Genomic DNA, 23,158 nt, shown 5'->3' with positions numbered 1-23,158 from the left:
AATAGGTTCAATCAAGTAAGATGAAAATCTGCTTTGCTACCAATAATAAAAACAAACTTGAGGAGGTGCAGAATATGTTGCCTCCTCATTTTGAATTAGTCTCCTTAGAAAAAATAGGCTGTACTGAAGAGCTTAGAGAAGACCAAGATACTTTGGAGGGAAACTCTCTGCAAAAGGCTCAATATGTGTTTGATACATTTGGCTATTCATGCTTCGCTGATGACACAGGTCTAGAGGTCTCTTCTATTAATGGAGAGCCAGGGGTAAGATCAGCCAGATATGCAGGGAATGAACGAGATAATGAAGCTAATATCCAGCTGTTATTAGATAAGCTTGAGGGAAAGGAAGATCGTAGTGCCCAGTTCAGAACAGTAATTACTTTGGTAACTCCTGATGGAACTAAACAGTTTGAAGGGATTGTAAAAGGCAAAATAATTTCAAAAAAGACCGGGGATAAAGGCTTTGGTTATGATCCTGTTTTTGTTCCAGAAGGTTATGATACTTCTTTTGCTCAGATGTCTATGGACGAAAAAAATAAAATAAGCCACAGAGCATTGGCTTTTAATAAACTATCAGATTATTTATCATCTTCAAAAATTTAATTATTAGTGAATCCTTATATTATAGGTATAACAGGCGGTAGTGGATCAGGGAAAACACTTTTTCTAAACAGCCTTTTACATCAGTTTGATAGCAATGATATCTGTCTCATTTCACAGGACAATTATTATCTGCCTCGAGAGAAACAACCGTTAGATGAAAATGGCGTTAAAAACTTTGATACTCCAGAGTCTATCGATGCTAAGGCTTTTGCTGATGATATAAGGAAAATCAAGTCTGGTCAACCTTTCGAACGGTTGGAGTATACTTTTAATAACCCTGCTATAACTCCCAAAACACTTACTTTTAATCCTTCGCCTATTGTAGTAATAGAGGGTTTGTTTGTGCTGTACTATAAGGAGGTGAGAGATTTATTGGATCTGAAGCTTTTTATATCTGCTAAAGATCATATAAAGCTAAAAAGAAGAATTATTAGAGATAAAATAGAAAGAGGGTATGATCTTGATGATGTGCTTTATCGTTTTGAGAAGCACGTAATGCCTACTTTTGAGCAATACCTGGAGCCTTTAAAGGATGATGCAGATCTTATCATTCCTAACAATAAGAATTTTGATTATGCATTAGAAGTTCTTTCTGGCTTTTTTAAGACTAAACTTAATGAGGCGCATTCTTGATATATTTATGAATATCACTACATTTGTAGGCTCTTGATATAATGAATACTAACTCAGCCATACGAAACTACAAGCATTCTATAGGTATTTGCCTGGGCATTATAGCCGCATTGGTAATAGTTACCTCAGAAACATGCTACTATGGCTATCTTGCTAGTCAGACTTCTACCATAGAAGTATCTCAAGATGACAATGGTGATAGCGAACAACATGCCATCATTAGCATTAGTAAAGATGCTGTGAGCTCTATGGCTCATATGTTTATTCAGCAAGTGCTACACTTCATTACTGAGATTTACTCTGGTAGTGCTGATGATGTAATTGAGATTCCTGAGAGTATTCCCGATTTCAACTCTTATTTTAGAACTCTTTTTCGGTTGATAATATCGCCGAATGCCCCTTAGTTTAGATAATCCTATCTAAAATAATAACATACTATTTAATTTATATAATCGCCTGAGGTGAGCGTCAGGTGTATTTATAACTATTCAAGCTTACTAACATAAAACAAACTTTTAAAACAATGCGAAATAAAGGTGCAGTTATCGTTTTAACCGTCGTGGTTACCTTGCTTTGTATCTATTATCTTTCGTTTACTTTCGTTTCCAGAGGTATTCAGCAAGATGCAATAGATTTAGCCACAGACGAATCTGGAGTAGTAGATTTAAGTAAGAAACAAGCTTATTTGGACTCCGTTTATAATTTACCTGTTTATAATCTTTTTGGTTTTGAATTTACCTATAAAGAAGTAAAAGATACAGAGCTTAACTTGGGGCTTGACCTTCAAGGAGGTATGCACGTTACTCTTGAGGTATCTCCTATAGACATTATTAAAGGGCTAAGTGGTAATAGTAATGATCAGGCTTTTCTGTCTGCCATAGACAAGGCAAAAGAAATGCAAAAGCAAAGCACAGGTCAGTTTGCAGATCTATTTTTGGAAGCCTATAATGAAACTACTGACAAACCTTTAGCTACTATTTTTGCTACTGCTGCTAATAGAGGGAGAATTAGCCGGGGAGATAGCGATGAGGCAGTGATGGACGTAGTGAAAAAGGAAATTGATGATGCTATCGATAGATCATTCATTATCTTAAGAACTCGTTTGGATGAATTCGGAACATCTCAGCCAGTTATTCAAAAACTAGAAGATCAAGGTAGAATTCAAATAGAAATACCTGGTGCTGATAACCCTGAAAGGGTAAGAAAACTTTTGCAAGGAGTGGCTAAGTTAGAGTTCTGGGAGGTAGCAGAGCCTGCAGCATTGAATAACTCTTTGATGGCTATTAATAGCATGTTGGTTAACGAGCAGAAAGCCAAAAGTACATTGGATCAAGGTGAAGAGGTTAAAGAAGAAGAAGAGGCGGGACAAGACTTAGGTTCAGCACTTTCTGCAGATGAAGATTCTTCAGATGATGAGGTAAGCTTGGACTCAGCTTTAGGTAAGTCTGATTCTACTAACAATACTGTTGATTCTTTAGCCAATCGTCAATCTCCGTTATTAGAGCTTTCTGTTGGTGGACTAATGTATGATGTGAGAGATACAGCCGTAATTGGTCAGATTTTAAGAAGGGCAGATGTGAGAGCAATGATGCCTAGAGCTGTGAAACCTCTTTGGGCTGTTAAGCCAGTAACGGATGAGCAATCTGGTCGTGATTTATTGCAGTTATATTTTGTGCAAACAGGTAGAGGCGGAAATGCGAGATTAACAGGTGAGGTAATTACAGATGCTCGTCAGGATCTTGATCAGTATAGCAGGCCTGCAGTAAGTATGCAGATGAATGCTTTGGGTACCAGAGTATGGTCTAAAATGACGTCTGAAGCATCAAGCAAAAATCCAAGAGGAAGAATAGCCATAGTATTAGATAACGTGGTGTATTCGGCTCCTTATGTTAACGGTGAAATTCCTAATGGAAACTCTCAAATTTCTGGTGATTTCACTATAGAAGAGGCGAAAGACTTGGCTAATATATTGAAGGCGGGTTCACTTCCTGCTCCTACAAGAATTGTTGAAGAAGCGATAGTGGGGCCTACATTAGGTAAAGTAGCTCGTAATCAGGGGATACTTTCTATGGTAGCAGGTTTGGCTATTGTGGTTATCTTCATGGTTGGTTATTACGCTAAAGGAGGTATTGTAGCTAACATCGCGCTAGTATTCAACATCTTCTTTATTTTAGGTATTTTGGCTCAGTTAAAGTCAGCTCTGACTTTACCTGGTATTGCTGGTATTGTTCTTACCATTGGTATGTCTATAGATGCTAACGTGCTTATTTTTGAAAGAATAAGAGAGGAACTAAGAAATGGAGTGAAATTAAAGGCCGCCATTACTGCAGGTTATCAAAAAGCATTTAGCTCTATTGTAGATGCTAACGTTACTACTTTATTAACTGCTGTTATCCTATTTGCTCTTGGTCAGGGGCCGATAAAAGGTTTTGCTATCACACTTATGATCGGTATTATATGCTCTTTCTTTACAGCGGTTTACATTACAAGAGTAATAGTAGAGTGGTGGACTAAGAAAGGTGACGAAAGCAAAATTTCTTTTGAAACTCCATTCTCAAAAAATCTTATGTCTAACATGAATATTGATTTCATGGGTAAGAGGAGAATGGCTTATATGATTTCAGCTGTAGTTATAGTTATAGGTATGGCTTTAGTTTTTATTCAAGGCTTAAACTTAGGGGTAGATTTTAAAGGAGGTAGATCATATATAGTAAACTTCGGAGATCCTGTAGTAGCTACTGATATGAAAGTGGCGCTGAGCAAGAGTTTTGAAGATGGAGGTACTGAGGTGAAAAACTTCGGAAGTAACAGTATAGTAAAAGTGACTACTTCTTATTTAATTGATGATGAGTCTGATGAAGCTGATGAGAAAGTTCAGTCTGTGCTTATTAGTGGAATAGAGGAATATACTGGTCAGAAGTATGTGGGAGATGATTCTCAAGTAGATGCTGATCATTTTACCATTTCAGGTTCTTCAAAGGTAGGAGCGACCATTGCCGATGACATTAAGAGCTCGTCTTTTGAGGCAGGTTTGTTTGCCATCATAGCTATATTCGTTTACATCCTCATCAGATTTAGAAGATGGCAATTTAGTACAGGTGCTATTATAGCTCTTGTACATGATAGTTTGTTCGTGTTTGCAGCCTTTGGTATTGCAGGAGCGCTAGGAGTTAAATTTGAAATTGATCAGGTTTTTGTAGCCGCCCTACTTACTATTATAGGTTATTCAATAAATGATACTGTGGTGGTATTTGACCGTATAAGAGAGTACTTAGGTTTGGGAGCTGGTCGTGATCGTTTAACAGTGTTTAACTCGGCTATTAATAGCACAATGAACCGTACTGTTATGACCTCTTTCACTACCTTAATAGTGGTATTGATCTTATTTATATTTGGAGGTGAAGTGCTTAGAGGATTCTCTTTCTCTCTATTAGTAGGTATAGTAGTAGGTACTTATTCTTCAATTTTCATTGCTTCTCCAGTAGTGGCAGATTTAGATAAGAAATTAACAGAATAGAACCTTAAAAAATATTATAAGTTCAATAATATTCTTCATAAAGCAGTAATTATTCAATAATTACTGCTTTTTTTATTATCAAAAATTGTTTATGATTTATATAACATCAACTTAAATTTCAATTAATATAATGTAAGTTTTAAGTTTAAAAAGTTAATTATTTATAGTTAAAATTCATTTTATAGTTTATTAGGTGTAACCCCTTTGTTTCTTTTTTTTATTAAAGCTCTGATATTCAGATGTTAAAAATTTACATAAAATCTGTTCTAAAGTATTTGTGTATAATTTTTACGCATACAATAAAGGCGTGTTATTTGAATTTTTTTGCAGGCCAATTTTGTGGAGGTTTCAGGTGTATTTAAAATTTAAACTATATTATGGCTGTTAAAACGTTACTAAAAGAAAGCTTTTGTGATATCACTTATGATGATGCTAAACAAGTGATTACTGCTCAGTGGATTGGTTTTCTAAAGACGGATCAAGTTAAAAGAGGGTGTGATCTCATGACCGAATTCATTAAAGAAAATGAAATAAAGTTTCACTTAAGTGATCACCGAAGTTTAAAAGTTCTTTCAAAGGAAGTGCAGGAGTATCTTGGAGGATCTTGGTTTCCAGAAGTGGAAAGCATAGGCTTAACCAAGCTTGCCGTTCTTGTTTCTGATGATGTGTTTACAAAAGCTACTGTGGACAAGGTGAATGAGTCAGCGGTAGGATCATTAAAAATCCATACTTTCAATAGCGAAAGGAATTGTTTTGACTGGTTCAAAGAGGATTAATATGTCTCACAGTTTTAAACGAAATTTTTTCTGGGAGCAAAGCCTTTTTGTGCAAGTAAATCAGAATCTGTCTATTGCAGATCTAGATCCTCTAGAAATGGATGATTTTTTCAGAATACTTCCAGAATATAATCAAAATGGTAATGTGAGGAAGCTTGTAGAAGCATTATACAAGCACTTGCCTTACCCTGATAAGTTGTCTGGCTTTAATTATGAAGAGGCTATAGCTGCCATGAGAGACATAGGTATTCTATTAGGCTCTATTAAAAGACATGGCCATGAGCCGATTGATGAGGTCCCTGAATTAGATTACGTTTTGGATATTTTGAGCGAAAAAACGGATCTGCCCCCGAGGGATACGCTTTTGCATTATTCGGTTTGGAACCCCTCCGGACAAAGGATGCGAACTTATACCCATTTTGAGGATGAAGCAGGGTTAATAGAAAGTGTTAAAATGGCGATGTCTCCTGTAGTAAAAGCAATTTATTATCTCGTAGAACTTCATAATACCGATGTAGATTCTGAGCAGTTTGCCGAGATCTGTCATCTTGCAGATAATAGCTTTAAGCAGATGGTGCAAGCTATAGTTTTTGCCATGAGAAAAGTGGATACAGGCGTGTTTTCTAAACATTTGCGATTTTATTATGATCCTATCAAATTATATGGTCGCGACTATTTAGGCCCTGGAGCAGTTGAGATGCCGGTATTCATTTATGACCACCTGCTGTGGGGGGCTGATTGTGACGACGAGCAGTATTATGCTTTTCAGAATACATATGTTCCTTATGTTTTACCGCAACTAAGAGATATTTACTATAACTATAAAGGAAGAGAGTCTCTTAGCTCTAAGGTGCAAGAGGCTTTGCTTCACAATAAGAATTCGGAAAATGTAATGAAATCTGCTGAAGCTTTGAGGAATATGTTCAAAACGCTGGTTAGCTTTAGAATGCCACATAAACGTATGGCGGAAGATGCCTACAGCAAACAATCCGAAAGAGCAACAGGAAGTGGTGGTTATAGCACAGGTATTTTAGGTGCGATCATTAAGATGATGAATGATAAAAGGCATGAGCTTGATTGTACCATGAAGCTGGTGGGATGTTTAAACACTGGCAATAGAATAGCCGGATAGAAGGTTATGATTGATTTTGAATTTAGCCAATTGTCTTAGCAATTGGCTATTTTTTCTTTATGCTAATATTATCAAGAAGGCCAATATTAATTTAATGTGAATTAACGACTTATCTTTCTACTGACTTTGTTTAAGTAATTGTTAAAATTCCTGTAAACGATTTCAATCCTACCTTTTACATTAATCAGGGCGATTTCTTATTTGCACTTATGAATAAGCTAAATGGATTAAGCTTCTTTTGTTAAACCATTGTTAATGAATGGCCTATTTCATTAGCACTCTCATAATGAAAGCTTAATTCTGAGTTTCCTCCCCCCGCGTATAATCTTCTCAACATTGCGGAAATAAATTTTTCAGATACCTGATCAAACTTATTTATATAACTAATCAAATCGTATGAAAAAATTCTATCAACTAGTTAAAGATACACGACATGGGCTACGTTCGGTAAGCATCATGTTGATGTCTCTTTTATTCTTGAGTGTGCAGTTCTCTGCTGGGCACGCCGAGATCATGACCATTTCTAATAAGGAAATGCGCGTGGTTGCAGCGATTACCGTAACAGGTACAGTGTTAGACGAAAACGGTATGCCTTTGCCAGGAGTGAATGTAGTAGAGAAAGGAACTAATAATGGTACTATTACAGATGCCAAGGGTAAGTTTTCAGTAAATGTAGCTTCTCCTCAATCTGTTTTGGTATTTAGTTTTGTGGGTACTACTACTGAAGAGGTAGTGGTTGGTAACCAGACCAGTATATCAGTAACACTGATGAACGATGTAAAGACATTAGGAGAACTGGTGGTGATGGGATACGGTACCCAAGAGAAGAAGGATGTTACCGGTGCTGTAGGTTCTATTGACAGTGAAGATTTTAATAAGGGTGTTATCACTTCACCTCAGCAATTACTTCAAGGTAAAATTGCCGGAGTAAGCGTTGTATCTTCTAGTGGTGAGCCTGGAGCTTCACAAAGCATGACTGTACGTGGCCCTAGTGGCTTAAGAAGTGGTAATAATCCTCTTTATGTGATTGATGGTATTCCTTTAGATAATTCTAACAGTGTAGGAGCTGTAGATCCGATGTCATTTATTAATCCGTCAGATATTGAATCTATAGATGTATTGAAAGATGCGTCAGCTACTGCTATTTATGGAGCCAGAGGAGCTAACGGTGTAGTAATGATCACTACCAGAAATGGGAAAGAAGGTCAATCAAGATTAGACTTCAGTTCTAGTGTTTCTTTTTCTAAAATAGCTCGTAAAATGGATGTTTACAGTGCTGATGAATTTAGAGAAGTGGTGCCTGCTATAGGTGGTGATTTAAATGATGGTGGAGCCTCTACAGACTGGCAAGATTTGGTGACACGCACAGCTGTGACTCAGAATTATAACATGGCATTGAGTGGAGGGACCAAAAGTACGCAATACTTTGCCTCTGTAGGTTATCAAGATCAAGAAGGTATTATTAAAGAAAATGAGCTTAAACGTTATAATGGTCGTTTGAAACTTACGCAAGCCTTGGTTGATGACAGAATTAAGGTTGATGTAAACCTAAGTGCTTCTAGGGTGGATAATCACCGTCCTAATTTTAATAGCGTAATTGGAGATGCGTTGGTAGCAAACCCTACCTATGCCGCGTATGATGCAGAAGGTAACCCCGCTTACTATGGAGATGTAAGCAATCCTCTTATACAACTGGAGCAATATGACGATATCACTTCAACTGATAGAATAATAGGAAGTATTTCTCCTTCATTAGAAATAATAAAGGGACTTACTTATAAGCTTAATTTGGGTGTTGATGTATCAAGAACAACCCGAGACGAGCAATATATTCCGAACTCCAGATATGACCAGGAAGGAAGGTTAAATTCAACTTTTTATGATAGAGATAATACTTTGTTGGAGCATTATCTTACTTATGACTTTACTAAGGAAGGGCATCATGCTAATATCTTAGCAGGATACTCTTATCAAAAAGTATTTGAGCAGGAGAGATGGTGGAGTATTAGCCGCTTCCCTGAGAATGGCGTAGAACCTAGATATAATCCAGGTCAAGGGCAGATTATCGATTTAAGTCAGGGGGATAGCTACAGAGGTACCAATAAGCCTGATGGATATGCTATAAAAAATGAGCTTCAATCATTTTTTGGAAGAATTAACTATGACTTGTACGACAAATATTTGTTTACTGCTAATATAAGGGTAGACGGTAGCTCTAAATTTGGTGAAAATAATAAGTATGGTACATTTCCTTCATTCTCAGCCGGTTGGAGGATATCGGAAGAAGGTTTTATGGGGAATGGTGCTTTTTCAGATCTTAAGCTAAGAGCAGGTTGGGGGCAAACTGGTAATCAGGAAATACCGGGCAAGCTAAGCCAAGAGTCTATCGAACTTAGTACTGACGGTAGTGTTAGTTATCCTTTTGGGGATCGAGATTACCCAGCAGGTATAAAATATAGCAGATATGCTAACCCTGATTTGAAATGGGAAGTAACTACTCAGACCAATATAGGATTAGACTTTGGCCTGTTAGAAGGTAGCGTGTCTGGTTCAGTGGATCTGTTCAGAAAAGTAACATCAGATGTATTATTGTCAGTTTTAGACTCAGATCCTTTACGTCCTCAAGATGCCATTTACTATGATAACATAGAGGATATGGAAGTGAGATCAAAAGGAGTAGAAGTGGCTCTAGATTATAAGCATAGCAATGCTGATGGAGTTCGTTATGGCATTGGAGCCAATGCCACTTTTCTTGATAATGAAATTACAGGATCACCTTATACTGTAATCTACTCGGGCTCTGCTCAAGGTGGAGGTATGACGGGAGCCCTTGTAAATGGTTATGTGAACCGTCAGCCAATAGGCACTTTCTACTTACTTGATTTTATAGGTATAGATGAAGACGGAGCAAGCATTTACAGAGATGTTAATGGTGATAAATCTATAAATGATCAAGATCGTATTGCAGCGGGTAGCTCGTTACCTAAAACTACTTATAACTTTTATGGAAATGTAGGGTATAAAGGGTTTGATCTATCTGTAAATTTTAATGGTGTGTCTGGCAACAAACTTTATAATAACACAGCTAACGCCTTATTTACAAAAGCAAGGTTATCAAGATCTCTTAATACTACGGATGCGGCTAATTCATATTCTAATGAGTCTATCAATAACTCTACAACTATATCCACAAGATACTTGGAAGATGCTTCTTTCTTAAGGTTAAACAACCTTACTCTTGCTTATACATTTAATACTGAAGATCTAAAAATTAATGGTTGGGTTAAATCTTTGAGACTATCTGTAACAGGGCAAAACCTGTTTGTGATTACCGATTATAGTGGGTATGATCCTGAAGTGGATGTAAAAAGTAATTCTGGCGGATATCAATCTTATGGTATCGATTATTTAGGATATCCTAAATCACGTTCGATTGTATTTGGCCTTAATATTTCATTTTAATTTATAGTAGAAAGGAATAATGAAAAAAATATTTTTATTAATCGGAATAATAAGTATTGCTTCTCTGTATAGCTGTACAGATTTAGAAGAAGATATACTGGATGAGTCCACAGATGTTACTGGAGATGGAGGGGCTGAATCACTTTTGGCACCAGCTTATGCTCCTTTGCCAGAATTTTACAGGCATACAAATTACTTTACTTTGCAAGAAGTGACTACAGATGAAGCTATTTTACCATACCGTGGAGGTACTGATTGGGGGGATAATGGTAAGTTTATCAATCTTCATCAGCATACCTTTACTTCTACTAACGGTGCGGTAAATGATGCCTGGAATTCTATCACCACAGGTCTTACTTATTCTACGTCTGCAGTAGTTAGGTTAAAAAATGCCAATGATCCTGCTTTGTCGAGCTTTCTAGCCGAAGCTCGTGGTTTAACAGCTTTTTATAATATGAAAAGTCTTGATTTGTACGGAATAGCATTTAGAAAAAATGGCGTGGATTCCACGTCAGTAGTGATGAGAGGAGAAGAAGCTTTCAACTATGTGGAAAGTGAGCTATTAGATATTGTAGATGATCTGAGTAATGATGTAGGTCCTGGTCGTATTTCTCAGGATGCAGCTTATGGCTTATTGGCTAGATTGTATTTAAATGCGGCTGTATATAGAGATGTATATGCAAATCCATCTTTCAGAAAAGAGGATATGGATAAAGTGATTGATTATACCACTAAACTTATTGAATCAGGTAGATATCAACTATCTCCTGAGTTTTTTGAAATATTTGATGATGAGAATCATACTAATCCAGAGTTGATCTTTGCTATTGATCAGAGAGCTGATCTTAATGGGCACAATCGTATGGCTTACTTCTCTTTATCAGGTAATCAGTTCCCTTTGGCTGCGTACCCAAGGGCGAACGGTACTGATGGAGCGGCAATTACTTCTGATTATTATAGAACATGGGTAGATGCCTACGGAGGGGATCCTCAAGGTATAGATCCAAGGTTTCATAAGCAGAATTTAGATACGACAATTACTTGTATTAGCGCTGCCGATTTTGAGATTGATCGAGGAATTTTGAGAGGACAGCAGTATGGCTTACAACATGATGCTAAAGGAGAGCCGTTCCAAAGATGTGATGGTGATGCTTACGTAGTAGGTAAACTATATAATGTAACTCGTTCTAAACCAGATGAACCGGTTGTTTTTACAGAAAAAATCGACTTTTCTTTAGAAGGAAGTGATTATGCTACCGGGTATAGAGTTGAAAAATATGAATTCAGTAAGCAGTCTGATACAGGTAGGAATAAAGGAGAAGCCGACCTGGTAGTATTGCGTTTAGCAGATATTTATCTAATGAGAGCCGAGGCATATTTGAGAGGAAGCAATAATACAGCTGCAGCTCTTGAGGATGTAAATACTATTAGAAGAGCAAGAACAGCTAGATTTACGGCTCCAGATTTAAATACAATGGATCTTGAGATATTGTATAGAGAAAGAGGTTTCGAGCTTTACTGGGAGCATCAAAGAAGAACTGACATGATACGCTTTGGAAAGTATGAGGATCGCTGGACGGAAAAGACAAATTCTGATGTAAAAAAGAGGCTTTTTCCAATTCCTCAGTCTGCGATAGATGCCGCGTCTGATAGACCAGGATATTTGGTTCAAAACGAGGGTTATTAATTTTCATTAACTCTTTTTTTAAGGATATCCGAATTTGTGTTCGGGTATCCTTTTTTGTTTATTATCATTTTAATTTTATATGAAAAGTACTTTAATATTATTGCTGATGAGCATCTCATCTGTAGTCTTAGGTCAGAAATATGCTACATCTATCATTTTTGCTCATAATGATTATCAACAGTCTATTCCATTATATGCGGCTTATCAGCAAAGGGTAGGTTACATAGAAGCAGATGTTTTTTTGATTGATGGTGAGCTGATGGTGGCACATACCAAAGAAGAAGTTAACGAAGGGCGTACCTTGGCAGTGCTTTATCTGGAGCCTTTGCACGAAATGGTGGCTAAAAACCATAGGCTGGCTTATGGAGAATCTCAGCAAAAACTAACCTTGATGATTGATCTCAAGACTGAAGGGATGGCTACCATAAAGGCGATAGTTAAGGAATTAGAAAAATTTCCTACCTTGTTAGAAAGTCCTACTTTTAAAATAGCAGTAAGTGGCAATGTGCCAGCCCCTGATCATTGGAATGAAGTGCCTGAATATATTCATTTTGATGGCCGTTTAACCGTTGATTATAGCCCAGCTCAGTTACAGCGTATAGAAATGATTAGTGCCGACTTTACCAAATTTACTAAGTGGAATGGTAAAGGGGTGCTTACTACGCAGGATGCTGAAAAAGTAAAGGCTGCGGTAGATAAAGCTCATAATATGGGTAAAAAAATAAGGTTTTGGGCAGCTCCTGATTTTACAAACGCTTGGATAGAACTTCGAGAGGCGGGAGTAGATATTTTAAATTCTGATCATGTAGAAGAGTTGGCCACTTTTATTAATGGAGCTGAAAAGAACTTTTATATAAATGATGACCTACACCAAGTGTATAGTCCTAAGCATGTTTTTAAAAAGAAGAAACCAAAAAACGTAATTCTTTTGATCGGAGATGGAGCGGGATTGGCTCATTGGTATGCTGGGTATACCGCCAACGGAGGAGCGTTGAACGTATTTAATATTAAGCATCTCGGCTATTCTAAAACGGATGCTAGCGATAGTTATATCACTGATTCAGCAGCGGGAGGCTCAGCTATGGCAGGAGGTAAGAAAACTAAAAACAGATACATAGGCATGGATCCTGCGGGTAATCCGCTACCGCTTATAACTGAAATATTGAAGCAGAATAATTTTAGTACGGCTATCATCTCTGATGGCAGTGTTACAGATGCTACTCCGGCATCGTTCTATGCTCATGTTCCGGAAAGGGATATGAGTGAAGAAATTGCAGCTGATTTTTTAAAGAGTGATAATGATATACTTATCGGTGGAGGATATAAAGCTTTTACAGAAAGAAAAGATCAAAGAAATCTCAAAGAGGAGCTAAAGGAGAAAGGGTATTTTGTTTCACCTTCTTTTGACGATATTGATAAGCAGCAGCCTAAAACAGTATTGCTTGATGAGCAAGTGACGGCTTCTGTAAGGGATGGTCGCGGAGATTTTCTCACTCAAGCTCTCATGGGATCTATAAAGATTTTTGAAAAGCAAAAGAAGCCATTTTTTATTATGGAAGAGTCGGCTCAAATAGATTGGGGTGGTCATGGAAATGATTTAGGCTTTTTGGTAAAAGAAGTTTTGGATTTTGATAAAACTATAGGAGAGGCAATGAAATATGTTGACCAAAATCAAGAAACGCTTCTTATCGTAACAGCAGATCATGAAACAGGCGGCCTTACTATCGTGGGAGGAGATTTTTCAGAGCATTCTGTAAGGTCTACTTTTACTACTAATGATCATACCGGAGTAATGGTGCCAGTGTTTGCCTACGGTCCAGGGGCAGAGCTGTTCCAAGGTATTTATGATAATACTGACATTTATTCTAAAATACTCTCTTTGTTAAATGTAGAATAATTTGTGCCTTGTTTCATTAATAAGAGGCTGTCACCCCAAAAGTGACAGCCTCTCGCATTACTACTATGGGGTAATAATTATTTTTCTATTTCGCTGTCAGAAATAATGGCACCTGGTCCAGTAGATTCGAAAAGGAAGCCTCCATAAGCAATGTTGCCATGTTCACTTAAGTCCATGCCTTCCATTTGTTCAGCATCGCTGGCCCTAAGGCCAATGGTTTTTTTAATGATGAAGAAAACAATAAACATGGCTATAAAGGTGTATACTAAAACAGATACGATACCTATCAGCTGTATCCATGTTTGTCCGAAGCCACCACCCATAAAGAGTCCATCTTGAATGGTTGAGCTCTCATCCCAATACTGAATGTCGATGGCTCTTTCTCCAAAAAGGCCAACCGCTAATGTGCCCCAAGCGCCGCAAATGCCATGTACACTGATAGCACCTACAGGGTCGTCTATTTTTAAAGTTCTTTCAAAAAATAAGCAAGAAAAGAAAACTATGATGCCTGCTATGAAGCCAATGATCACAGCACTGCTGGCACTAACTGAGGCACAGGGAGCAGTAATGCCAACTAGGCCTGCCAGTGTGCCATTTAAAGTCATAGAAAGGTCTGGCTTTTTAAATTTTATCCAAGAAACTATTAAAGCTCCTATAGCACCAGCTGCAGCAGCTAAGGTAGTGGTCACCGCTACATGGGAGATCCCTCCTATCGCTAAGAGGGTTGACCCAGGGTTAAAACCATACCAGCCAAACCAGAGTATAAAAACCCCTAATGCTGCCAAAGGCATGTTATGAGCAGGAATGGCATTTACTTTTCCGCTCTTAGAATACTTACCCAAGCGAGGTCCTACTAATATGGCTCCGGCCAGAGCTGCCCATCCGCCTACGGAGTGTACTACGGTAGAACCGGCAAAATCACGGATGCCCATGTCTGCTAACCAGCCTCCACCCCAGATCCAATGCCCACTAATGGGGTACACTATCGCTGATAAAATGCATGAGTACATGATGTATGAAATTAGTTTAGTTCTTTCAGCCATGGCTCCGGATACAATAGTGGCTGCAGTAGCCGCAAATACTACCTGAAACAGCCAGCCAGCGCTAAGGCTATACCCAGCATTATCGGTAGGTGAGTTGGCCGAGCTTAGAAAGGCAAAGCTGGTGTCGAAGCCAAGGAAATTGGCGTCTCCACTGCAATACATAATGGCATAGCCCACCGCCCAAAACAGGATAGCTCCGAAAGAGAAATCCAGTAGATTTTTCATCATGATGTTTACTGAATTTTTGGCTCGGGTAAGCCCAGATTCTACCATGGCGAATCCTGCCTGCATAAAGAAAACTAAAAAAGCGGCCAGGCACAGCCACATAATATCTGCCACTTCTTGAGGAAGGTAAGCTACCTCTTCAGTGGCAGGAGCTGGTTCCTCAATAGCTTCGTTGGCGGGTTCTGGTGTTACTACAGTTGGTTCAGTTAATGTTGTGCTACTATCTGAGCCTTCGTTAGCAGTGCTGTCTTGAGCTTGAGTGCTTTGCGTGGCCAACAGTAGGGAAAGTGTAATGATGAGATATAGAAAGTAAGATGTTGCCTTTTTTAAACGGGCAGAGATGAACCATCTGAAAGAGTCTGTTTTCAGATGAGTGACTAATGAGATGCTTTTCATTTACATTAGATTTTAGGGTTAAAAATTAGTTATGTCAGATTGTTTTAGGTAGGATAGGGGTGTTAGAGAGCTTCCTTACCTTTTTCTTTACTTCTGATTCTGTACAGTTCTTGCACTTCAGAAACGATGATTTTCCCATCGCCTACGTTTCCTGTATATGCTGTTTTTAGTATACAGTTAATCAGGTCATCCAATGTCTCGTCGGTCACAATTATTTCCAGACGAGTTCTGGGGATAAAGCCCATGTCATAAGAGGTGCCGCGATATTGCTGCTTGGCAGCATGTTCGGTACCAATGCCTTTAACTTCCGAATAGGTCATAAAGCCTATGCCTATTTTCGCAAGCTCAGCGTGAACTTCTTCAAATTTTGAAGTTCTGATGATTGCTTCAACTTTTTTCATATTGGCATAATGTTAATGTTACGTCTACGAAATTTAGTTTATTTTTTAACCTAAATCTTCTTATTCAATGAATAATTTTTAATTGATAGGGTATAATTTATTCCATAAGTCATGATTTTAACAAAAATTAACTAGTGTTAACCTGTTTTTTTTACCCATGGAGAATGGCTTTACGTTTATATGTTATATGAGGGCTGAAAGGGTATGTAGTGAGGTAAGACTATCTAGGCGGTAGGATTCTTCAAATTGCATGCAAAGAACTCCTCAGGCCAGCATATGCTATTAATAGATATGCGATGATAATTTAAAATAGAAAAGTATGAATGTTAAAACAATATCTCCCGAAGAGGCTACTGAAACACTCCAAGAGGTTTATAGTACGCTGAAAAAGAATAGAGGAAAAGTAGCAAGCTTATATGAGGCTCAAAGCCTTAATCCTCAGACACTGAAACGTAGTGTAGATTTTAATATTGAGGTGATGTTTGGGGCATCTCCTTTAAAAAGATATCAAAAAGAAATGCTGGCGGTGATGGTCTCAGTTTTTACTGACTGCTATTATTCACTGGAACATCACAAAGAGGCATTATCTTCTTATTGGAAGGCTGATCACAGGGTAACATCACTGATAGAGGATTATAGCACTGCCGAAATAGGAAGAGCTAACCGTGCTCTTTGTGCTTATGCAGAAGCACTTACTAAGAACTTTGACGGGGAAAAGGTAAGGGAAATAGTGCAGAGAATGAGGGAGTTAGGTCTCTCTGATAGGGAGGTGTTAGATGCCGCTACTATCATTAGCTATATTAATTTTCAGGTAAAAATGGTAAAAGGACTAGGAGTAGAGTTGGAGCCTGATGGAGGGGTAGGATATTGGTATGATTAATAAAAGAAATAAGGTTGTATCATAAGTATCCCTTGATTAGTGAACTTATTGATACAACCTTTTATTTAAATAGCTAATTATAACTAGTTTTTTGAATTTACTTTTACTGAAAATTACATTAATGATTTTTTAGTAAGAAGCTTGCCATTAGCATCAAAAGTGAGCAAAGTAGTTTCGGAAGCATCCGTTTCCATGCTGTCTTCGTCGTCTTCCATTTCTTCTTCATAGATTTCATCAGCCTGAATAGTCACCAGATATAAATTTTCATTTTTGCTGGTAGTACGGTGTTCGGCAGCTATAATACTGGAATCTAAAAAGTCACTAGAAATTTTGTCAGTAATTTTTTCAGGGAGCTCGGTCTCATCTATCATCTGAGAGGTGTATAACCAGGTGCCGTTCTGATCATAAGCTACATTTTGCTCGGCTTCATCCATATAAAAATTAGCCACATAGTGCTGAGCATCATCCTTATCCCAGTTTACATCTTCTGCTTTACTAAATTTAGACTTGAATGTTTTCTGAACTTTTTCAGGAACTTTCACTGATTGTGCATTAGCCCATGCGCAGCATAGAACTAATAAAATGGTTAATAGATTTTTCATAATTTTCGTTTTAAATAGGTTTAAGATTTCCTGTGAGTAGCTTTTTTTCTTCGCATATCACTGCATGATCAATGATTTGCTCTTCGCCATAGGCGAGGTTTATAGACGAGTACATCTGCTTGGTTTTTTTCATATAGATGAAAATTTTCAATATGACGCAGACTAGTAAATGAAGTCACCATCTTAATTCAGAATTATTTATTGTGACGTTTAAGAGTGATTGCCGTCTAATAGTGAATATTAAAAAGAATATGCAGGATTTTATAGAATACAAGTTAAAGGCTTATCACCTTAAGAATAATATTGACATATCTGAGTGTCGTAAGCAGCTTTTGGATATGGAGATTGCTGGCAGCAAAGGCGAGGTTTTTTATCAGTACGATGCCGAGAAATATGCTTATGTGTTTAATTATGGCGTAGTTGTTTTTTATAATTTCCGAAAGGAGGAAATAAATCAGGAGCTGCAGAGGTTATTTCCGGAAATAGAGAAGGAAGGTTTGCTGAAAGATGACTTTGCTCTTTTGCTAAATGCTGAAGATGACATGAATATAAAGTTCAACCATTTGTCATTAGCCATTATTAATGAAGGAGTGATAAAAATAGTTATGCTTAACCTCGCTCAAAGTCTTGCGCTCAATTATTATGATCAGGTTTCTCAGGAATTACTGGTGAAAATAAAGGTTTTTACTAATCAGATGGAAGAGGAAGGGAAGTTGGAAATAGGGCGGAAGAATATTCAAAAATTCATAGGAAGGGCATTGAACACGCAAAATAAAATCGCCGAAAACCTCTATATTTTTGATGCTCCGCCAGTAACGTGGGAGAATGAATACCTGGAGCAGGTGAACCGTGTGCTATCAAGACATTTTGATAGCGGTCCACGTTATCGGTCAATAGAAAATACATTTAAAATCGTAGAGGCTAATCTTCAGGCCTTTATGGAGCTTTCTCATCATAAAGAAAGCAGTAAGTTGGAGTGGATTATCATTATTCTTATTCTGGTGGAAATAATTGACACATTTGTTACTAAGCTCTTATAGGCTCAGTGAGATTTTTGTCGGTGGCTCATATAAAGTTTATTCAGCTTTTCTTTAGCTCTTTTTAGTCGCATTTTTACTGCACTTTCAGAGAGACCCAGAGTAAGCTGTATATCTTTTATATGGTGCTTCTCTTTGTACTTCATTAGTAAAAGAAGTTTTTCTTCGGGCGATATTTCTTCTAAAAGCTTGTTGAGAATGTTGATGGTTATTTCTTCAGGCATTTCATCTACTCCTTCAATCATTTCAGAAATTTCATCCACCATTTTTTCTGTAATTACCTGAGTAACATTCTTTTTACTTTTTCTTAAGTGATCTATACAGGTGTTATGAATAATAGAAAACAACCAGGTAGAGAATTTAGCCTGTCCTTTAAAGTCATTTACTTTTAGAAATAATTTAATGAGTATTTCCTGGCATAGGTCTTCTGCCTCGTCATCATCTTTTACATAACTCGCACATTTTTTTAAAATATATTTTTCGTGGCGTTCGGCCAAAAGTGTGAAATATTGGCCATTACCCCCTTGCTGGAGTAGTAAGATTAATTCTTCGTTAGAAATTTTTTTATCAATCATAGTCTTATAGTGACTTTATTAAAGCCTTGCCGTCATATGGTGAAACAAATAAAATCTTATTTCAAAATATCTCTGAGCATCCTTGAGGGAGCCTGAGTTCTTGTCTGGTTTTATTCGTGCGATATTAATTTAATGATAATGATTTACACAGTAAAATGTTGCTGAAACTGAAAGAGAAAATTTTAGATCTGAATATTAAAGCACAGCCAGATGATGTTACCTGTGGGCCTACATGTTTGCATGGGGTGTATCAGTTCTATAAAGATGTGGTGCCTCTAAAAGAGGTTATTAGTGAAGTGAAGCAGCTTTCTTCTGGAGGTACACTTGCTGTAGTGCTGGCTAATCATGCGCTGAAGAAAGGTTATAAGGCTATTATTTACACCTATAACCTGAGCACATTTGATATTTCCTGGTTTAAGAATAAAGTGGATCTGAAAGAAAAGCTGAAGGCTCAGTTAGCAGTGAAAGCGCATGATCCTAGGCTTAAAGTGGCTACTGATGAATATTTGCAGTTTTTAGAAAATGGAGGGCAAATTCGCTTTGAAGAGCTTACTCCTACTCTTATAAAAACAATACTAACTAAGGGCCACCCCATACTTACTGGGCTCAGTGCTACTTATTTATATGAAAGCCCCAGAGAAACCGGAGAAGTGATAATTCGATATGACGATGTGGAAGGAGAGCCAGCAGGTCATTTTGTGATTATTAATGGATTTAATCAGGAAGAAAGAATGGCCTATATAGCTGATCCTTTAGATCCTAACCCTATAAGTGAAAAACAATATTATAAAGTGAGCTTTCAAAAACTTATTAACTCTATTATGCTTGGTGTAATGACTTATGACGCCAACTTATTAATTATTTATCCTAAATAAAATCATGCCTAAACTAATTATTACAGAAAATCCGGAGAAGTGGAATTTGAATTTTGAAGGGGTTGACGTTACCTCACCATCAGAATATTTTAGTAAGCCAGAGTACCAAGAGACTAAGAGGTTTAAAATCATCAACCTATGTCGCTCTCATCAGTACCAAAGTTTAGGATATTACGTTTCGTTATTGGCAGAAGCACGAGGTCATAAGGTAATACCTGAAATAGGCACCTTGCAAGATTTTCGATTTCCTTCACTAATTAAAGATGATGCCGAAGAGTTTGATGTGCTTATTCAGAATAGCCTAAAAAAGGTTGCCGAAGACAAGGCCATCATTAACATATTTTTCGGACAGGTAGAAAATCCTGCATACGCTAAGCTTGGGGTTATGTTATTTAACCTTTTCCAGATCCCCATCATTCAGGCAGTGTTTGTGAATAAAGAAAAGAATAAGTGGCAGCTACATAGTTTAAAGCCGATGCACCTGAAAGAATTAGCAGCAGGTGATATCAGTAAGCTGCAAGAGGCACTTTATTATTATGCTACAGGTAAAAAAGTAGTACGTAAGAAATATAGTCGTAAAAAATATGACTTGGCCATAATGATGAGTCCGGATGATCCTAATCCGCCATCAAACGCGAAGGCATTACAAAAATTTATAGCAGCAGCTGATAAGTTAGGTTTTAATGCTGAGGTGATAACTAAAAATGATTTTGGTAAGCTTGTACAGTTTGATGCCTTGTTTATTAGAGAAACTACTAACGTGAATCATTACACCTATCGTTTTGCTAAAAAGGCAGAATCCGAAGGCTTGGTGGTTATTGATGATTCTAATTCTATTCTTAAATGTACTAATAAAGTGTATTTACATGAGCTCTTGGTAGCTCATAAAATAGCTGTACCTAAGTCACATATTATAAGAAAGGATGACCATCAAATACCCCCAGATTTCAATTATCCTTTGGTGATAAAGCAGCCGGATGGTTCTTTCTCTAAAGGAGTGAAGAAAGTGGCAGATGAAACGCAGCTCAAAGAGACGCTCAAGGCATTATTTCAAAAATCAGAGTTGCTCATTATTCAGGAGTTTGTGCCTACTGCCTATGATTGGCGCGTGGGAGTGATTAATAAGACGGCCTTATATGTTTGTAAATATTATATGGCACAAAACCATTGGCAAATAGTAGACTGGAAAAAGAACGGTGAACACCGTGAAGGTAAAAGTGAAACCCTGGCGGTAGAAGATGCGCCCAAAGCTTTAATTGATACAGCTTTGAAAGCTACTTCTTTAATAGGAAGTGGACTCTATGGAGTGGATATCAAAGAGATCAACGGCAAGTTTTATGTTATTGAGATTAATGATAATCCTAATATAGACGCAGGTATAGAAGATAAAGTAATTAAGAATGGCTTATACATGAAGGTTATGGAGACTTTCGTGGAACGCCTCCAGAAACGATGAATAACAGATTACACTTGTTCCAGGCCTATGGTGTAGAGCTGGAATATATGATTGTGGACAAGGAATCATTAGCCGTAAAACCGGTAACAGACTTACTTTTTAAGAAGATCACAGGTGACTTTGTGGGTGATGTTGAAAACGGGGTCATTACCTGGTGTAATGAATTGGTGCTGCATGTGGTGGAACTTAAATGTACTCAGCCTGAGCATAATCTATCTAAGCTTTTAGTGGAGTTTCAAGAAAATATTACTCAAGTAAATGCTCATTTGGAGGAGTTTGGAGCTATGCTATTGCCTACAGCGGCCCATCCGCTTATGGATCCGGCAAAAAACACATTTTTATGGCCTCATGATAACAATGAGATATATGCGGCTTATAATAAGATATTTAATTGTCATGGTCACGGATGGTCTAATCTCCAAAGTACTCACCTTAACCTTCCATTTTATGATGATGAGGAGTTTGCGGGGTTACATGCAGCCATCAGGTTGGTGCTGCCCATTCTGCCGGCTCTAGCGGCCAGCTCACCTATTTTGGGCGGTAAGGATACAGGCTTTTTAGATAAGCGATTAGATTATTATCAGAAAAACCAGAAGGTAGTACCTTCTATTACTGGCAAGGTTATTCCCGAAAGGGCTTTTTCTAAGCGTCAGTATCATAAGCTTATTTATGATAGAATAGCTCAGGATATAGCTCCCCATGATACTACGAATATTTTACAGCCTGTATGGTTAAATTCTCGTGGAGCGATCGCTCGCTTTGATAGGGGGTCTATAGAAATAAGGCTGCTGGATATACAGGAGTGTCCGCAAGCCGACATGGCTATAGTAGGCTTAATAATAGTGCTTTTAAAGATGTTAGTGAATGAGGAGTTGATATCTGCCCATGAGCAACAGCAGTGGGAGGTTCAGCCGCTAAATGATATTTTTCAGGAAACAGTAAAGTATGCTGAAAATACGATTATTACTAATCAGGAGTATTTAAAAATATTCGGAATAGAAAGTCAGTCGGCTACAGCCAAAAAAGTGTGGGATAGAATCATAGCTCTTGCTGAGAAAGCTTATCCCAAAGAGATGGAGCCTTTAATGCCCCCATTGAAGGTGATCTCTGAACAAGGTACTTTGGCTACAAGAATATTACATTCTCTGAGTGGAGAATACTCTACTGAGAATATTAAATTGGTTTACAGGGAGCTTTCAGACTGTTTGAGGTATAACGAAATGTTTCAGGTATGGATAAAAGAACAATCATAATTACCTGTGAGCATGCTGGTAACTATATTCCCAAAGACTATCACTTTCTGTTTAGTAATCAAGAAGATGTACTGGAAACTCACCGAGGCTGGGATCCTGGTGCTCTGATAATTGCAAAATATTTAGCAAGACAATTGGATGCACCGCTGTTTTATCAGAAAATATCCAGATTGTTATTAGAGACTAATAGGTCATTGCATAATTCAGAGTTGTTTTCTGTTTATGTGCAAATGTTAGGGGGAGGCGTAAAGCAGTACCTTTTGGATAAATACTACCACCCTTATAGAAATACAGTGGAGGATAAGATTAAGAAAGAGGTAGATATGGGCCATACAGTGCTCCATATTTCTATGCACACCTTTACTCCCGTGCTTAATGGTGTAGTGCGAACGGTAGATGTGGGGATTCTTTTTGATGAGCGTAGCTGTACAGAAACGGCCTTTTCCAAAGAATGGAAGAGCCGTCTCGATGATCAGCTTAAAGATTTTACGGTTATGCTTAATGTGCCCTATAATGGAGCTGACGATGGATTTACTACCTATCTGCGGACAAGGTTTCCAGAACAAAAGTACTTAGGTATTGAAGTAGAGGTAAATCAAAGGTATGTCAATACACCAGAGTTAAAGCATATAAAAGAGGCTCTCCTGATGGGATTGAGTGAAGCAACATATACTAAAGTTTAAAAGTAAAACCACCCGAAACAGTGCAG

Annotated in this window: 20 protein-coding genes; 15 read left to right on the top strand and 5 right to left on the bottom strand. The window is 37.7% G+C overall.

Annotated features, from left to right (window positions below; genetic code table 11):
- The first annotated feature begins 20 nt into the window (after positions 1-20).
- The 9 genes from JL102_RS12535 to JL102_RS12495 all read left to right on the top strand — a co-directional run bounded on the left by JL102_RS12535 (position 21) and on the right by JL102_RS12495 (position 13,706).
- Positions 21-602, top strand: coding sequence for a non-canonical purine NTP diphosphatase (locus tag JL102_RS12535; RefSeq protein ID WP_202244760.1), 582 nt, complete (start codon positions 21-23; stop codon positions 600-602).
- A 6-nt stretch (positions 603-608) separates the two neighbouring features.
- A complete protein-coding gene (locus JL102_RS12530) occupies positions 609-1,235 on the top strand; it encodes a uridine kinase family protein (protein WP_202244759.1) in 627 nt (208 codons plus the stop codon).
- 41 nt (positions 1,236-1,276) lie between these two features.
- Positions 1,277-1,639 (top strand): hypothetical protein, encoded by a 363-nt coding sequence (locus tag JL102_RS12525; RefSeq protein ID WP_202244758.1) that lies wholly within the window; start codon positions 1,277-1,279, stop codon positions 1,637-1,639.
- A gap of 119 nt (positions 1,640-1,758) precedes the next feature.
- Complete coding sequence (secDF, locus tag JL102_RS12520; protein ID WP_202244757.1) at positions 1,759-4,752, top strand: protein translocase subunit SecDF; 2,994 nt, start codon at positions 1,759-1,761, stop codon at positions 4,750-4,752.
- 377 nt (positions 4,753-5,129) lie between these two features.
- A complete protein-coding gene (locus JL102_RS12515) occupies positions 5,130-5,528 on the top strand; it encodes a hypothetical protein (protein WP_202244756.1) in 399 nt (132 codons plus the stop codon).
- A gap of 1 nt (position 5,529) precedes the next feature.
- Positions 5,530-6,660, top strand: a complete 1,131-nt coding sequence (locus tag JL102_RS12510; protein ID WP_202244755.1) for a monodechloroaminopyrrolnitrin synthase PrnB family protein — start codon at positions 5,530-5,532, stop codon at positions 6,658-6,660.
- A 396-nt stretch (positions 6,661-7,056) separates the two neighbouring features.
- Positions 7,057-10,122 carry a SusC/RagA family TonB-linked outer membrane protein gene (locus JL102_RS12505; protein ID WP_237390572.1) on the top strand — a complete coding sequence of 1,022 codons (3,066 nt, stop codon included), beginning with the start codon at positions 7,057-7,059 and terminating at the stop codon, positions 10,120-10,122.
- Positions 10,123-10,141: 19 nt separating this feature from the next.
- On the top strand, positions 10,142-11,809 hold the full coding sequence (locus JL102_RS12500) for a RagB/SusD family nutrient uptake outer membrane protein (RefSeq protein WP_202244754.1): 1,668 nt from the start codon (positions 10,142-10,144) through the stop codon (positions 11,807-11,809).
- A 79-nt stretch (positions 11,810-11,888) separates the two neighbouring features.
- Positions 11,889-13,706, top strand: coding sequence for an alkaline phosphatase (locus JL102_RS12495; protein ID WP_202244753.1), 1,818 nt, complete (start codon positions 11,889-11,891; stop codon positions 13,704-13,706).
- Between the two features lie 77 nt (positions 13,707-13,783).
- Here the strand turns inward: JL102_RS12495 and JL102_RS12490 are convergent, their stop codons facing one another.
- Together JL102_RS12490 and JL102_RS12485 are read right to left on the bottom strand one after the other, a co-directional pair.
- A complete protein-coding gene (locus JL102_RS12490; RefSeq protein WP_237390571.1) occupies positions 13,784-15,370 on the bottom strand; it encodes an ammonium transporter in 1,587 nt (528 codons plus the stop codon).
- Positions 15,371-15,432: 62 nt separating this feature from the next.
- A complete protein-coding gene (locus tag JL102_RS12485) occupies positions 15,433-15,771 on the bottom strand; it encodes a P-II family nitrogen regulator (RefSeq protein WP_202244752.1) in 339 nt (112 codons plus the stop codon).
- Positions 15,772-16,090: 319 nt separating this feature from the next.
- Here JL102_RS12485 and JL102_RS12480 point away from each other — a divergent pair, with 319 nt between their 5' ends.
- Positions 16,091-16,651 (top strand): peroxidase-related enzyme, encoded by a 561-nt coding sequence (locus JL102_RS12480; RefSeq protein WP_202244751.1) that lies wholly within the window; start codon positions 16,091-16,093, stop codon positions 16,649-16,651.
- Positions 16,652-16,764: 113 nt separating this feature from the next.
- Here JL102_RS12480 and JL102_RS12475 read toward each other — a convergent pair whose 3' ends face one another.
- Positions 16,765-17,253 (bottom strand): PepSY-like domain-containing protein, encoded by a 489-nt coding sequence (locus JL102_RS12475; RefSeq protein ID WP_202244750.1) that lies wholly within the window; start codon positions 17,251-17,253, stop codon positions 16,765-16,767.
- 10 nt (positions 17,254-17,263) lie between these two features.
- The gene (locus JL102_RS23820) at positions 17,264-17,386 is read right to left on the bottom strand and encodes a hypothetical protein (protein WP_262896862.1); all 123 of its coding nucleotides are present in this window, start codon (positions 17,384-17,386) and stop codon (positions 17,264-17,266) included.
- A gap of 118 nt (positions 17,387-17,504) precedes the next feature.
- Here JL102_RS23820 and JL102_RS12470 point away from each other — a divergent pair, with 118 nt between their 5' ends.
- Positions 17,505-18,293, top strand: a complete 789-nt coding sequence (locus JL102_RS12470; protein WP_202244749.1) for an RMD1 family protein — start codon at positions 17,505-17,507, stop codon at positions 18,291-18,293.
- A 2-nt stretch (positions 18,294-18,295) separates the two neighbouring features.
- Here the strand turns inward: JL102_RS12470 and JL102_RS12465 are convergent, their stop codons facing one another.
- Positions 18,296-18,865, bottom strand: coding sequence for an RNA polymerase sigma factor (locus JL102_RS12465; protein WP_202244748.1), 570 nt, complete (start codon positions 18,863-18,865; stop codon positions 18,296-18,298).
- A 155-nt stretch (positions 18,866-19,020) separates the two neighbouring features.
- Here JL102_RS12465 and JL102_RS12460 point away from each other — a divergent pair, with 155 nt between their 5' ends.
- From JL102_RS12460 to JL102_RS12445, 4 genes are read left to right on the top strand one after another with little or no spacing between them, the layout of a single operon-like run.
- Complete coding sequence (locus tag JL102_RS12460) at positions 19,021-19,740, top strand: C39 family peptidase (RefSeq protein WP_202244747.1); 720 nt, start codon at positions 19,021-19,023, stop codon at positions 19,738-19,740.
- 4 nt (positions 19,741-19,744) lie between these two features.
- On the top strand, positions 19,745-21,196 hold the full coding sequence (locus JL102_RS12455) for a RimK family protein (RefSeq protein WP_202244746.1): 1,452 nt from the start codon (positions 19,745-19,747) through the stop codon (positions 21,194-21,196).
- Positions 21,193-22,449: a carboxylate-amine ligase gene (locus JL102_RS12450; RefSeq protein WP_202244745.1), complete on the top strand. Its 1,257-nt coding sequence runs from the start codon at positions 21,193-21,195 to the stop codon at positions 22,447-22,449. Before JL102_RS12455 ends, JL102_RS12450 begins: the two co-directional genes overlap by 4 nt.
- Complete coding sequence (locus JL102_RS12445; RefSeq protein ID WP_202244744.1) at positions 22,428-23,132, top strand: N-formylglutamate amidohydrolase; 705 nt, start codon at positions 22,428-22,430, stop codon at positions 23,130-23,132. The genes JL102_RS12450 and JL102_RS12445 overlap by 22 nt, the downstream gene beginning before the upstream one ends.
- Positions 23,133-23,158: the final 26 nt, after the last annotated feature.

The organism is Fulvivirga sediminis (assembly GCF_016757215.1).
Classification (GTDB): Bacteria; Bacteroidota; Bacteroidia; order Cytophagales; family Cyclobacteriaceae; genus Fulvivirga; species Fulvivirga sediminis.
This window is presented reverse-complemented; position numbering and strand designations above follow the sequence as displayed.